Here is a 15002-nt window from a genome sequence, read left to right as displayed (position 1 = left end):
TCCATCCTCAAGTGACGCAAAAGCGCCTTTCAAATCGAAACCATGCGGTTTCGATTATTATGCGGTATTAGCACCTGTTTCCAAGTGTTATCCCCCGCTTGAGGGCAGGTTACCCACGTGTTACTCACCCGTTCGCCACTCCTTTTCTTTCGGTGGAGCAAGCTCCGGTGAAAGAAAAAGCGTTCGACTTGCATGTATTAGGCACGCCGCCAGCGTTCGTCCTGAGCCAGGATCAAACTCTCATATAGAGTGTTTGAAACAGTCTTAGACTGTTCAGCTCAATTTAAAAATTGATTCGCTAGCATAGTTGCTTGCTGTATTGTTTGCTTCTATTACTATAGAAGCGCCCTACACATTTGGTTTGTTTTATTCGTTCAGTTTTCAAAGGTCTACGTGGTATTGCTTTGTTTCAGCAACTCTTAAATCTTATCAGTTTGCCAATTGAAAGTCAAGAAGTTTCTCAACTTTTTTATCAGCAGCTTGTGATTTGTTTAAGTCGTTTGCTGCGACTTTGATAGAATAACTGATTATCAGTTATCTGTCAACGTCTTTTTTCATTTTTTTTAAACTTCGTTTCTCCGTTTGAGAACAATACATAATATACCAACTTAATTGCATCTGGTCAACGAAAAAAGCGAGTTTTTGCAATATTTTTTTATACCCGATTATTGTTATCTTAATTGCAAAAAATTGTTCGTAAATAACAAAAATAGAGCGCTGTATTTCCCTAATCACGAGAAAATCAGCACTCTTTTCAACTTAACGCATGGTTGGGAATAATAGAACGTCGCGAATGGACTGAACATTTGTCAGCAGCATGACTAATCGATCAATCCCGATGCCTAGTCCTCCTGTTGGCGGCATACCGTATTCTAAAGCTTCCAAGAAGTCTTCATCTACGCCATGCGCTTCATCATTGCCTTGCTCTCTTTCTTTTTCTTGTGCTTCGAATCGTTCTCTTTGATCGATTGGATCGTTTAATTCTGTAAAGGCATTGGCAAATTCGCGTCCAGTGATAAACAATTCAAATCGATCGGTGAAACGTGGGTCTTCATCGTTTTTCTTGGCTAATGGCGAAACTTCTACAGGGTGACCATAGACAAAGGTAGGCTGCTCCAAGGTTTCTTCTACAAAGGTTTCGAAGAATTCATTCAGGATATGTCCAACTTCCATGTTGTCATTGATCTCAACATGGTGCTCTTTTGCCAATGCACGAGCTTCATCGATCGTCATGTCTTGCCAGAAATCGACCCCCGTCTGTTCTTTGACTGCATCGACCATGTGGATTCGTTTAAATTCACTTCCTAGATCGATTGATTTTTCGTCGTAGGTGATCGTTGTTTCGCCCAGGACATTTTCAGCAACATCACGGATGATGCCTTCTGTTAAATTCATGATGTCTTGATAATCGGTATACGCTGTATATACTTCCATCATCGTAAATTCCGGATTGTGGGTGGTATCGATTCCCTCGTTTCGGAAAACACGGCCGATCTCATAAACTTTTTCCATTCCGCCAACGATCAGACGTTTTAAATGCAATTCAAGAGCGATCCGCAGGTACAGATCCATGTCCAAAGCATTGTGGTGTGTAATGAATGGACGTGCTGTTGCTCCGCCTGCTTCATTGTGCAGCACAGGGGTTTCGACTTCGATATAGCCTAAACCATCCAGATACCGACGGATTTGGCTGATGATCTGGCTGCGTTTCATGAACCGGTCAAAGCTTTCGCGATTGCTGATCAAATCCAAATAGCGTTGGCGATACCGTTGTTCGACATTGGTCAAGCCATGGTATTTCTCAGGCATTGGTCGCAATGCCTTTGTCAACAACGTGATTTTCTTAGCTTTGATTGATACTTCGCCAGTGTTGGTCTTCATGATATCGCCGGTCACACCGAAAAAATCTCCTAAATCTGCGCGTTTGAAAACTTCATAGTTTTCCTCGCCGACTTCATCTTTACGTACATAGATTTGGATTTGGCCTTCACGATCTTGCAAGTGAGCGAATCCGGCTTTTCCCTTGCCGCGTTTTGTCATCATCCGCCCTGCTATGCTTGCCGTCAATTCTTTTTCATGCAGTTCCTCTTTGGTATCTTGATCATATTTTTCGTGCAGCTCTTGCGAATTCGTCGTTCGTTCAAAACGTTTGCCAAATGGATCGATGCCTTCCTCGCGAATGGCTTCCATCTTCTCACGACGAACCAGCATTTGATCATTTAATTCTGCCACATTATTTTGTTCCTCAGTCACGAAATTTCCTCCTTTAGTGTAGGTACTCTTCCTTATAATGCCAATCTCTCCAAAAAAAATCAAGCCGAATTGATGATTCGGCTTGAAAGATCAGCTGATTTTTTGTTTTGCCTCGCTTGCTTCAACGAATTGATCGAGTAAATCAGTGATTACTTGCTTTTCTTCGGTTTGATTGATCGCTACTTTTAACTTTGCCGCTCGGGGAACGCCCTTTAGATAATAACTGGCATGTTGACGAAATTCACGACAGGCAATTTTCTCCCCCTTCAGCTCAACCAATCGTTCCAAATGGAGTTTAGCCGTGGTGATTTTTTCTCTAGGCGTCGGTTCAGCCATCAGCTCTCCAGTCTCTAAATAATGCTGCGTTCGACGGATCATCCAAGGATTTCCTAATGCCGCACGACCGATCATGACACCATCGACCCCGACCTCTTCGATCATTCGTTTGGCATCCTCTGGCGTGCGCACATCTCCATTGCCCATAAAGGGGATCGTCAGACGATCGGCGACTTGTTTCAGCACTTGCCAATCTGCTTTTCCTTCATACATCTGTACACGGGTACGGCCATGCATCGCAATCGCTTTAGCACCGGCACTTTCAGCTGCTAAAGCATTCTCTACTGCAAACACATGCTTGGCATCCCAACCGATCCGCATTTTGACGGTTACAGGAATGTCCACCGCCGAAGAAACGGCATGCACCATCTCATAGACCTTTTCTGGGTCCAGCAGCCATTTTGCCCCTGCTTCTGCCTTGATGACTTTGTTAACGGGACAGCCCATGTTGATATCAATGATGTCTGCTTCCGTGTTTTCTTGAACAAAACGGGCAGCCTCTACCAGAGATTCTTTGCCGCCGCCAAAAATTTGTACACTCAACGGATGCTCACGTTCATCAATATACAACATCTCGAGGGTTTTTTTATTACGGAAATGAATGCCCTGATCACTGATCATCTCACACACCACCAACCCAGCACCAAACTCCTTGACCGTCACCCGAAAAGCCGCATTCGTGATTCCAGCCATCGGGGCAACCACGACCCGATTAGGGATCTCGACGTTTCCGATCTTCCATGTTCCGTTTAACGGCTTCACTTTGCTTCCCCCAGTGCTTCCTGTTTTAACTTATTCAAATCAGCTTCGCTATATTGATATTTATTATTGCAGAAAGTACAGACTGCTTCAGCACCATGATCTTCCTCGATCATCGCTTGAATCTCATCGGCACCCAGTGTCAGGATAGCCGCACCAAATTTTTCTTTGGAGCAGTCACAGTGGAAGGTGACAGGCATCGTTTCTAAAAAGTCGATTTCATCGGTGGCTAACAGCCCTTTCAGAATCTCTTCTGGTGTTTGCCCTTCGTCCAGCAACGCAGAAATTCGGACTGTTTGTTTCAATTGTGCTTCGATCCGATCAATCACCGTTTCATCTGCCCCTGGCATCATTTGAATCATAAAGCCCCCAGCAGTCTTGATGCTGTCATCGGTATCCACCAAAACAGAAACGCCAACCGCGGAAGGGGTTTGCTCGGATACAGCAAGATAATAAGTGAAATCTTCTCCGATCTCCCCAGAGACGATCGGTGTTTGGCCCGAAAAAGGCTCCTTCAACCCAAGGTCCTTGATGACCGTAAACATCCCTTCTGTCCCAACTGCTCCGCGCACATCGAGTTTTCCATTCTCATTCAATGGCAGGCTGAGGTGAGGACTTTTGATATACCCTTTGACTTCCCCTTTGCCGTTGCTGTCAACGACGATTCCGCCAGCCGGTCCATTCCCGTCAACTTTAACAGTTAATTTATCTTCACCTTTCAAGGTTGCTCCTAGCATTAACGCGCCGATCATGGTACGGCCTAAAGCCGCTGAAGCTGTATTCCATGTATCATGACGTCGCTGTGCTTCCGCTATCGTTTCTGTCGCGTCTACCGCGTAAGCTCGGACAAACCCATCATAGGCCAATGCTTTTACTAAATAATCTGACATGTTTTTTCTCCTTACATCCTCGCCGATTTTTGATGCGATTCTTTTTACTCGTGATTGCATCATACTAAGGATAGGCGTTTTTTTCAACTTCTGCTTTTCGTTTGAAGAGAAATTTATTAATTCTTCCTATCCATTCACAAAAAAGACGTGCCAAGATTGGCACGTCTGTCTTTGGTCTATTGCTGATCATCACTTGTATCGTCTGGCGATTCCAAATGATCATTTTCTTTCTTTTCATCCAATGCTTGTTTTTCCGCATCTTTTTCTTCCAGAGCACGTTTCGCTTCCTCGAAGGTTTGAGCCTGCGCACGTTCACTTGGATAAGGACTGTCTTTGCCTTCAGGCATATGTCCCGTTTCGAACAATGATTTGATCGCTTTGGCATCCAATGTTTCGAATTCCAATAATTTTTCAGCAATCAATTTGTGTTGTTCGCGATGAGCTTCGATGATTTCACGTGCTTTGTCATGAGCTTCCATTAAGATCTTGCGAACTTCTTGGTCGATCTCGAATGCAACTTGTTCAGAATACGCTTTGGTTTGACCATAGTCGCGTCCAACGAAGACTTGATGATTGCCTTCATATTGAACTGGACCTAATGTATCACTCATTCCGTATTCAGTCACCATGCTGCGCGCCAAGCCAGTTGCTTGCTCAAAGTCATTCGAAGCACCTGTTGTTTGAGCATCAAAGACGATCTCTTCAGCAGTACGTCCGCCTAGTAAACCAACGATTTGTTCAAACATGTCTTCTTTAGACATTAGCATTTGATCTTCTTTTGGTAAAGCGATCATGTATCCGCCGGCACGTCCGCGAGGGATGATCGTTACTTTATGAACGACCCGTGCACGGTTCAAGACCATACCAATAATTGTATGACCTGCTTCGTGGTAAGCGACCATTTCACGTTCACGTTTGCTGATGACTCGATCTTTCTTAGCTGGTCCAGCAATCACGCGATCTTCTGCTTCATCCACGTCAGAGGCATCAATCTTCTTCTTGTTTCGACGAGCGGCAACCAAGGCTGCTTCATTCAAAACATTTTCTAAATCAGCACCGGCAAAACCTGGTGTTTGTTGGGCTACGACCTTCAAATCAACGTCATCTGCTAGAGGCTTGTTGCGGGCATGCACACGCAAGATTGCTTCACGTCCTTTGACATCTGGACGGCCAACTAAAATCTGACGGTCAAAACGTCCCGGACGCAGCAAAGCTGGATCCAATACATCTGAACGGTTGGTTGCAGCAACGACAATCACGCCTTCGTTCCCATCAAAACCATCCATTTCAACCAGCAATTGGTTCAGAGTTTGTTCACGTTCATCGTGTCCGCCGCCCATACCAGCACCACGTTGACGACCGACTGCATCGATTTCATCGATAAAGATAATCGCTGGCGCATTTTTCTTCGCTGTTTCAAACAAGTCACGCACACGAGAAGCGCCGACACCGACGAACATTTCAACGAAATCCGAACCGGAGATCGAATAAAATGGTACGCCTGCTTCTCCGGCTACTGCTTTTGCAAGCAAGGTTTTCCCTGTTCCTGGAGGGCCTTCTAGCAGAACGCCGGCCGGGATCCGTGCACCAAGCTCAACAAAGCGTCGCGGGTCTTTCAAGAATTCGACGACCTCGACTAATTCTTGCTTTTCTTCTTCCGCACCAGCTACATCAGAGAAACGGACACGGTTGGCTTTTTTGTCGGCCTCTTTGGCTTTGGATTTCCCAAAGTTCATCACACGACCGTTGCCGCCACCGCCGCCGCCTTGTTGACCCATGATCATATAGAAGAAGAAAACCATCAACAGGATCGGTAAAAAGCTCACAAGCAATGTGACCCACATACCGCTGCTGGATTCCTCTTGAACCTCGGTCTTGACGCTGTTCTCTTTTGCAAGTTCTGTTACTTCACTTAAGGTAGAATCATTGGGTAAAACGATCGTGCTGAAGTGAGTCGTTGAACTTTCCGTCGAACCGATGATCCCTAGGCCACCAGTGTTGGTCACTTCTTGTTTTTCCGTATACTCACCAGTGATCTTGTAGACCCCACTGGCAGGCTGGATTCTAAACTCTTTGATTTTTCCATCCCTCATCTGCTGCGTGAAGGTGGAATACTCGATATCCGGCGATTGTGAACGATTGTCTCCAAAAAGGAAAAAGACAACCATGACCATTGCCAAGATGACGAGGATGTAATAGAGAGCGTTTTTAGCCCCCTTATTATTTTTGTTCATACGTTTCCTCCTCGTATTGCCACTTTTTTAACATTTTATCAATTCTGACCATTTTAGTATAGCACAATGTGAATTGAACCTGTCACTAATTTGATTGATATACTTCTGGTTTCAATACACCAACGTATGGAAGATTGCGATACGCCTCTGCATAATCCAGACCATAACCGACAACGAACTCGTTCGGAACGTTGAATCCAATGTAGTCTGCTTGAATATCTACCACACGACCTTCTGGTTTATCTAATAATGTCACAATCTTGACAGACTTCGCTTTACGATATTTGAATAAATCGACCAAATAACCTAACGTACGGCCGCTGTCAATGATATCTTCCACGATCAGCAAATCACGGCCTTCGACATTGGTGTCAAGGTCTTTGATGATCTTCACTTCTCCAGAGGACACCGTTTGGTTGCCGTAGCTGGAGACATCCATGAAATCTAATTCAATATATGTGTCAATCTCACGAACGATATCCGCCATAAACGGAACCGCTCCTTTTAAAATACCTACGACTAAAGGATTTTTTTCTTTGTAGTCCTTTGTCAACATTTCCCCTAATTCAACACAACGTTGTGTTATTTCTTCTTTAGAGATCAAAATTTTCTCAATGTCTTTCCCTTGCATAAGGCGCTCCTTTCAATCTAACGAACGGTAAAAATCAAGTACGTAGTGTATTCTATCAGTTTCATTCTCAATACTCAAATAGGAATTCACAAAGTTTAAGATCGAGAGGATTTCCCCAGAGGAATCGACCACCAGCCAAGCAGCCTCGCGTGCCTCTCGAGGAATTTTCTGATCAATAAAATAACGATTGACTTTTTTGGTCAACTGTTTGTTCAAGCGGATGCGATCCCCTGGTTGACGATGACGTATCGTCAAGGGCAGTGCTGTTTCCTGCGATAGATAGATGCGTTGTCCACTTGCGGCAGGTTTTGACTCCAAGGATTCCGATAATCGGAGTCGCCAATCCCCTAGTTGGACCGTCTCGCCCAAGTTCAACAATCGGCAATCGTCTTCACTTGCGATCGCTCGATTCAAGGAAAACTGCTCGTAGCGGCGAACGAAGCGCCAGTCTTTACCTATATCAAAATCCCACTGCGGCTGCTCTGATCCCAGCAATCCAACGAGGGCAACCAACTGACGCTGAGAAAGCTCCAATTGATTGTCCGGGTCCTGCTGCTGAAATAAATTGCTCAAAAAATAATAACGTCCTGCATTCGAGTCTGGCAAATCCTGTCGCTCAAAACGAACTTCATCAGCCTGAAAAACAACATTCTTTAAATTTTCTTTTAGTGTTTCCCTGATCCACTCATCTGCCCATTGCAGTTGTTGATGAAAATGATCCGCGTGCTCCAGCAATCGAGGATTTTCCTGCTTTAATACCGGAAGGACCTGATGGCGCATTCGGTTGCGGGTATACTCCAGCGTCTGGTTGCTTTCGTCCTCGAAAAAAGGAATAGTATGGATTTCAGCATAGTGATAAATCTCTTCTTTCGAAAAAGACAGCAGCGGACGCAACAGGGTCCCCGTCCCGAAGGCCTGCTGCCGTTTGATCCCTCCATGCCCAGCCAAGCTGCTGCCGCGAACGAAGCGCAGCAGCATGGTTTCGATCTGATCATCTCCATGATGGGCAGTCAGTAAGCACGGGTAGCCTTTTTGCATGACCTCCCGAAAAAAAGCATATCGAAACTGACGGGCAGCAGCTTCACTGGAAATGGGGTCTTGCCATACCTTTTCAAAATATGGCAGCTGCCGGTCTTGACAGTAAGCCTTTAAAAAAGCAGCTTCTTCTTCGGAGGCTTCTCGCAAACGATGGTTCACATGCGCTACAGCGAACTGAAACCCCCATCTTTTTTTCAGCTTTTCCAACAGAGTTAAAAGCACCATCGAATCCACGCCTCCCGATACAGCCGCTAAAAATGCTGCCGGTTGGCGCAACTCTGGATTGTCTTGTTCTACTTTTCTTTCCATGTGCCTCCCCTATCTAAAAAAGGCTTCGCCTACTAGGACCGTTTGATCGTAGTGCGTTTGCGAAACCAGAGTTTGAGTACCTGTCAAGGAATTTCAAAAAAGCTGAAACCCCCTATGGGATTTCAGCTGCTTTTTTTCTTAATTGCGTCGGCCGCCACGACCGCCGCGTTTTCCTTCCGTGTTGCGTTTCAATGATGATAAACGATCATCGCTATCCTTTAAAAAAGAACTCATCAATGTATCGAAGTCTTGTTTATTGTTTTTAGAAAAGTTGCCTTTTGGCTGCTGCGGACGACTAGGGCGACCTGGACGGCTATCTCGGCTGTCTCGGTTGTCTCGATTATCGCGTCTTTCACGATTGAAAGGTTTCTTCTCTTGTTCAGGTTGTTCTTGAGTTTGGCGAATTGAAAGTCCCACTTTTCCATCATTACCGACAGAAGTCACTTTCACAGTTACTTCATCTCCAACACTTAACACATCGTGGATGTCTTTCACGAATCCATTGGAAATCTCACTAATATGGACTAAGCCTGTTTTCCCTTCCCCTAAATCGATAAACGCACCAAAATTGGTGATTCCGGACACTTTTCCTTGCAGCTTAGCTCCTACTTCGATTGACATAAAAAGATTGTTCCTCCTAAAATAATTTTACCTAATTTATTAGAACTGCTTAGTTGGCAGTTTCTGACTTTATGCGTTCATCCGTCGAAGTATTGTTTTCCGTCTTTGCCTCATCCGGCAGCACAAATACTAATTCTCCGTCTTTTGAATAATAATAGCGGCTGCGCGCTAATTTTGCCGCGTAGTCGTCATTTTGCAGCATTGCAACATCTTGCTTCAACTCTTTCACCCGAGTATCCACTTTTTCTGACTCTGCTACTGTTTTTGTCTTAATGTCTTTGAGTTCACCCAACCGCTGATACTCTCCAAACAGCTGGACCCCCATCACGATAAACACAAAAGCAGCAATCAAGAAAATGGCCGCGAGCCGACGGCGTTTGAAGATCAGCTGGCGCTGCTGCTGTTGAAACTTTTTATATTGATCCTTTGCATAAGGTGTACCAATTGCAGCAACCTTCTTTACCTTCTCTGCCATCCCTATCGCTCCTGTCTACGGGTTTCCCATCTATTATAACAATTCTGTTTTCCAATGTCTATTTGAATCGCACTTAATTAAGTTTATTTTCAACTCTGGTCTCGCTTAGGGTTTCATACATTCCTGCCGCATCTTCCTTCTTCGTCGATTCATGCAGTTCAAGTACCTTGACCTCTAAAATCTTATTGCCGAATTGAATACGCACGACGTCCCCGATCTTGATGTCTGTCGATGATTTCGCCAGCTTCCCATTGACTTGGATTCGGCCTTTATCCGCCACTTCTTTCGCCACAGAACGGCGTTTGATGATTCGTGAAATTTTCAAATATTTGTCTAAACGCATATACTCACCTTTTCCATTTTAATCGTAATAGTTTGTTCCCCAGCGGCAGCATCAGCCACTCCCGCACCGTTAATAATTTCAAGCGGACGGCTAAAAACAGGAACGTCCCTCCGCCAATACCTACCCCAATAACAGCTAAAATCAATGCCTGACCGCGATGAGCAATTGTACCAAAGAACAGGTACATGCAGCAATGATACAGCAAAAGTACCGCAGACATCCCCAAAAGGCAACCCAGCAGCTTATACCCGAAGCTCCGTTGCTGCAAATAGCCGGTCAATCCGACACTTTGACGATGAAGCACCAGTAAAGCAACCGTCAATCCCAGCAATGTTGCCGCACTCGCACCTGCCGTTCCAAAAAAATGGGTCAGCAGACCAGTCGTCAAAGCTTTGACCAGAAATCCCCAACCGGCTGCTCGCAATGACCCGCGAAAGCGATTCTGACTTTGGGCGATACTTTGATACGTTTGAATCATCGCCATCAAAAAAATCGCAAACACAAACAAAATCAAAGTGAAGTTGCCGTCCGCATCTGTAAACAATGCATAATTCACATACGGCAGCAGCCATGCTAGACCTACAGATGCTGCCGCTGCGATCCCACAAGTCAAACGCAGAAAAACACGACAAGCTTGTTGAAACCGCAGCATCTCCTGTTTGCTCAGATACCTCGTCAGCATCGGTAAAAAGCTGGAGCTCAATGCCAAAGCCACCACTAACCCTAACTGGACCAATGGCTGTCCACGGTCATAAACTCCCTTGGCCAAACGAGCTCCGTGTTCGGACAAGCCGAAGTCTACCAAAGCCTTTTTGATCGTAAAAGAGTCGATCAATTGAAACAAAATCAGATAGCCGCTATAGACAGTCATCAAGCCGCCTTCCAGCAAGAGCCTTCTGATCAATTGTCGCTCTGGCCGCATTTTTTCTCCCAGCCACGGCGTCTTGCTTCCTAAGATTTTTCGTTGATAATAAAGCAAAACCAGCAAAGCAGCAGCTCCGCCAAAAAGAGCTCCAGCCATCGCCGCAGTCCCTGTTTGATACACGCTCCAGCCAAACTGCTGAAATGCCCCAGCTGCTAATAAGATGACCGTGACACGAATCAGCTGCTCCACCACCTGAGAAACCGCCGTCGGCATCATCAAGAGCCTGCCTTGAAATTCGCCGCGAATCAACGATAAAAAAGGCATGATCAAAAAGGCAAAGGAAACCACACGGATCAACGGGGCCAGCTGCTGATCGCCCATCAAAAATGCCAATTGGTTGCTGGTGCTAAACAAAAACAGCGATAAAACGATCCCTAAGCCTGTGACTAAAGGGAAAAGCGCCTGCAATGCCTGTTGTTGTTTTTTCGGACCGCTTTTTTCTGCTACATACTTGGAGATAAATTGCGGCAGTCCTGAAAGCGCCAGCGTCATAGCTAAGCCATAGATCGGATAGATTTGTTGATAGACGTAAAATCCTTCGTCTCCAGCTAAATTCTGATAAGGGACCCGATAAACTGCACTCAAGAGTTTGGCGATGAAGGAGGCGGCAGTCAAGACGAAGGCGCCTTGCATCATCGTTTTCATTTCTTTGTTTGCCAGCGCCCTCAGCTCCTACTCTTTGTATTTTTGCTCGCGCAACGCTTTGATGAACAGACTTAGCTCTCTTAACCAAAGGTCCTGCTCCATTGTTTTTTGGATCACCAGCTTGATAACCATCTTTTCTTTTTCAACGCCCAAGGTCGCTTTCAATTTTGTAGCACTCAGCGCCTCAAACAGCTGCTCTACCTGATAGGCTTTCGTGCCCACTTTGCTGAGGGTGATCACTAGCTGCTGGTCTTTTTTGGTGATGCTTTCAACCAAAGCACGGTCTCCGTCCATTTTGATTTGGCCGACATTCAGCAGATTTGCGACTTCATCTGGGAAATTGCCAAAACGGTCGATCAGATCATCCGCCACTTCGTCCAGCATTTCATGGCTTTCCAGTTCGCGGATTCGTTTGTAGATCTCGATTTTTTGTCGTTCATCTTCGATATAGGTCCCGGGGATATAAGCATCGATCCCCAGATTGATCTCCACAGATGTTCGTTCCACCTGGGTATTTTTACCTTGCTTGCGATCCACGGCTTCTGTCAGCATCTGTGAATACATGTCAAAGCCGACCGCATCAATAAATCCATGCTGTTGGGCACCTAACAGGTTTCCGGCCCCACGAATCGACAAGTCTCGCATGGCGATTTTGAAACCTGAGCCTAGTTCGGTGAAATCCTTGATAGCCTGCAGCCGTTTTTCACTGACCTCATTTAAGATCTTTTGCGGTTCATACATAAAATAGGCATAGGCGATCCGATTGCTTCTGCCTACTCGTCCACGCAATTGATACAGCGTAGACAACCCCATGTAATCAGCATTCTCAACAAACAACGTATTGACATTTGGAATATCGACGCCCGTCTCAATGATTGTAGTAGTCACTAAAATGTCGTACTGGCCTTCGATAAAGTCCAGCAAAGTATTTTCCAATTGAACCTCGGTCATCTGTCCGTGGGCAAACCCGATTCGCGCATCTGGAACCAGCATCTGCAGTTCCTCGACTTTTCGCTCAATCGTTTCGACCCGATTGTACAAGTAGAAGACTTGCCCGCCACGAGCCAGCTCTCGCTCTATCGCTTCCCGGATCGCACCTGGATTGGTCTCCATCACATACGTCTGAATTGGATAGCGGTTTTCCGGCGGTGTTTCGATCACTGATAAATCACGAACCCCCAACATCGACATGTGCAGCGTTCGAGGGATCGGCGTTGCTGTCAACGTCAACACATCTACTTGAGAACGCAGCTGTTTCAACCGTTCCTTATGTTTGACACCGAAGCGTTGCTCCTCATCAACGATCAACAGACCTAGATCCGCGAATGTCAAATCCTGCGACAACAGCCGGTGAGTCCCCACGACGATATCTACCTGTCCGGTCCTCAGCTGTTCAATCGTTTCCTGCTGCTGCTTCTTTGTTCTGAAACGGCTAAGCATGGCAATATTCACCGGGAAGTTCTCAAAACGTTCCACCATCGTATCGTAATGCTGCTGGGCCAAAATAGTCGTCGGGACTAGAAAGGCCACCTGTTTGTTTTCCTTGATCGCCTTGAAGGCTGCTCGAAGCGCCACTTCGGTTTTTCCGAAACCAACGTCTCCTACCAAAAGTCGATCCATCGGACGTGTTTTTTCCATATCGTGCTTGATTTCAGAGGCACTGCGCAGCTGATCATCGGTCTCCGTATACGCAAACGCATTCTCAAATTCCTTTTGGTATTCGTCATCCGGGCCAAAGGCGTATCCCGTCTCCGCTTCCCGCTTGGCATACAGTTCGATCAGATCATCGGCAATGTCCTCGATTTTTTGAGAGACCTTGCGTTTGGTTTTGTTCCATTCGCTGCCGCCTAGTTTGTTGATTTTAGGAGGCTTGGCTTCTGACGAAACATATTTTTGGATCAGGTTCAGCTGAGTAACCGGAATGAACAGCTTGTCTTCCTTTTGATAAATGATCGTCATGTAATCCTGATGGACCCCATCGATCTCGATTGTTTCCATGCCCACGTATTTCCCGATCCCGTGGTTTGCGTGAACAACATAATCCCCCGGCTTCAGCTCATTGTAGCTTTTTAACCGCTCGGCGTTAGAGATGGTTTGGCGACGCGCTCTCTTTTTGGTGATTTTTTGAAAGATTTCTCTCTCTGTCACCACGACCAGCTTGTCCTGCGGCAATTCAAATCCGCTGGATAAACGATCCTCGATGATTTGGACCTCGCCCAACAACAGATCATCTGCTTGGGTCTGCACCGCTTTGATGTCCACGTCTCGAAATTCCTGTGTCAATTTCCCTACTCGATCTGGTGCAGAAACCACAAAAATCACCGTCTGCTGCTGTTTGCGCCAACGGTCGACTTCTGTTTTTAGTAGCGGCATTTGTCCAAAAAACTGCTGCATCGAACGGTATTGAAAATTATGGATCGCTTCAAAGCGCAGATTGCCCATCCCTTTTTGGAAAAGAGAAAAGAAGGTGGTAACGAACGAGGCATTCTTAAGCAGCTCCAGCAAATTCATACCGAAACGCTGTTCAGAAAATACCCTCAGCTCTTCTAATTTTTGCGTGTGCCACTCGGCCTCTTCCCGCTCCATCTCCCGATTGGTCTCCATGATACGGGCGTAATCATCGACAAACAGCCAGGCCTCTTTTTTCAGATAATCCAAGATCGAAGTCTCTTGACGATAAAGCAAATCAGCATAATAACGCGCCTCCTCAGAAGGAATCCCATCCTTCCAAGAAGCGATTAGTTGACCGTAATAATCATTTAAAAAATCCTTGTCCGCTTTCTCCTTAGCGACCGCCAAACGATTTTGTAAAAGCTGCTGGACCTTGTCCGCCCCATGTTCCAGGTCTGCCTGCTCAAAGACCAACTCTGTTGTGGGGCTGATCCAGACTTCCTCTACGTTTTCCACAGAGCGTTGCGTATCCGCCTCAAAAAAGCGGATCGAGTCCACTTCAACATCGAATAATTCAACTCGCACCGGGTACTCGGTGGTCAACGGATAGATGTCGATGATGCTTCCCCGCAGGCTGAATTCACCAGGCTTTCCGACCATCGACTGACGCTCATAGCCCATCAGCACCAACTGCTGCGCAAGATTTTCCAGCTCAACTTCACTGCCGATCTCCCAATGCAGCTGCTGGTTTTGCCAAGTCGCAGGTGTCGGCAAAAATTTCCGTAATGCGGCCGACGGGAAAATGTAGATTCCTGACTTTCCTTGACTTAGAGCAGATAAAGTTGCCACCCGTTCCGCCCGTGCTTCAGGAGAAGCAAAAGCCAACTCCACAGAGAGAACCTCATCCACAGGAAACAAGTAGACATCCTCGGTCAACTGCCGCAGTTCATCCGCCAACTGATTGCTGTAATACAGGTTGGGAACGACGATCCCGATCTGCCGATTTTGGTCGTAGCCGGCTCCAGCCATTACTAGAGCCTTCGCAGTCCCAGACAACCCAGTCACCAGCTGTCTTTTAGCGTTTTGATCTAATTGTTCATGCCACTGCTTGACCAGTGGTGTTTGCTTGATTGCTTCTATTAAATTCATTGA

Annotated in this window: 11 protein-coding genes and 1 rRNA gene; all 12 read right to left on the bottom strand. The window is 46.0% G+C overall.

Translation table 11 applies throughout. From position 1 onward, the window contains the following. Window positions 1–248: ribosomal RNA gene (locus NRIC_RS18450) — 16S ribosomal RNA — on the bottom strand; the annotation flags it as partial. 511 nt (window positions 249–759) lie between these two features. Then, on the bottom strand, window positions 760–2253 hold the full coding sequence (gene lysS, locus NRIC_RS18445; protein WP_265416125.1) for a lysine--tRNA ligase: 1494 nt from the start codon (window positions 2251–2253) through the stop codon (window positions 760–762). 90 nt (window positions 2254–2343) lie between these two features. After that, a complete protein-coding gene (dusB, locus tag NRIC_RS18440; RefSeq protein WP_146624189.1) occupies window positions 2344–3351 on the bottom strand; it encodes a tRNA dihydrouridine synthase DusB in 1008 nt (335 codons plus the stop codon). After that, window positions 3348–4238, bottom strand: a complete 891-nt coding sequence (gene hslO / locus NRIC_RS18435) for an Hsp33 family molecular chaperone HslO (RefSeq protein ID WP_146624188.1) — start codon at window positions 4236–4238, stop codon at window positions 3348–3350. Before hslO ends, dusB begins: the two co-directional genes overlap by 4 nt. Window positions 4239–4414: 176 nt before the next feature. Further along, the gene (gene ftsH, locus NRIC_RS18430; RefSeq protein ID WP_146624187.1) at window positions 4415–6472 is read right to left on the bottom strand and encodes an ATP-dependent zinc metalloprotease FtsH; all 2058 of its coding nucleotides are present in this window, start codon (window positions 6470–6472) and stop codon (window positions 4415–4417) included. Window positions 6473–6557: 85 nt separating this feature from the next. After that, the gene (hpt, locus tag NRIC_RS18425; protein ID WP_146624186.1) at window positions 6558–7103 is read right to left on the bottom strand and encodes a hypoxanthine phosphoribosyltransferase; all 546 of its coding nucleotides are present in this window, start codon (window positions 7101–7103) and stop codon (window positions 6558–6560) included. 12 nt (window positions 7104–7115) lie between these two features. Beyond that, window positions 7116–8450 (bottom strand): tRNA lysidine(34) synthetase TilS, encoded by a 1335-nt coding sequence (gene tilS / locus NRIC_RS18420; RefSeq protein ID WP_146624185.1) that lies wholly within the window; start codon window positions 8448–8450, stop codon window positions 7116–7118. Window positions 8451–8588: 138 nt separating this feature from the next. Beyond that, window positions 8589–9071 carry a S1 domain-containing RNA-binding protein gene (locus NRIC_RS18415; protein WP_146624184.1) on the bottom strand — a complete coding sequence of 161 codons (483 nt, stop codon included), beginning with the start codon at window positions 9069–9071 and terminating at the stop codon, window positions 8589–8591. 49 nt (window positions 9072–9120) lie between these two features. Then, window positions 9121–9546 carry an FtsB family cell division protein gene (locus NRIC_RS18410; RefSeq protein WP_146624183.1) on the bottom strand — a complete coding sequence of 142 codons (426 nt, stop codon included), beginning with the start codon at window positions 9544–9546 and terminating at the stop codon, window positions 9121–9123. A 73-nt stretch (window positions 9547–9619) separates the two neighbouring features. After that, window positions 9620–9889: an RNA-binding S4 domain-containing protein gene (locus NRIC_RS18405; protein ID WP_146624182.1), complete on the bottom strand. Its 270-nt coding sequence runs from the start codon at window positions 9887–9889 to the stop codon at window positions 9620–9622. 4 nt (window positions 9890–9893) lie between these two features. Beyond that, window positions 9894–11447 (bottom strand): putative polysaccharide biosynthesis protein, encoded by a 1554-nt coding sequence (locus NRIC_RS18400; RefSeq protein WP_146624192.1) that lies wholly within the window; start codon window positions 11445–11447, stop codon window positions 9894–9896. Window positions 11448–11486: 39 nt separating this feature from the next. Continuing rightward, window positions 11487–14999 carry a transcription-repair coupling factor gene (gene mfd / locus NRIC_RS18395; protein ID WP_146624181.1) on the bottom strand — a complete coding sequence of 1171 codons (3513 nt, stop codon included), beginning with the start codon at window positions 14997–14999 and terminating at the stop codon, window positions 11487–11489. Between the last annotated feature and the right edge of the window lie 3 nt (window positions 15000–15002).

Source organism: Enterococcus florum, from assembly GCF_004309355.1.
GTDB lineage: Bacteria > Bacillota > Bacilli > Lactobacillales > Enterococcaceae > Enterococcus_A > Enterococcus_A florum.
The sequence above is the reverse complement of the archived record's forward strand: the minus strand, read 5'-3'. Positions and strand labels throughout refer to the sequence as shown.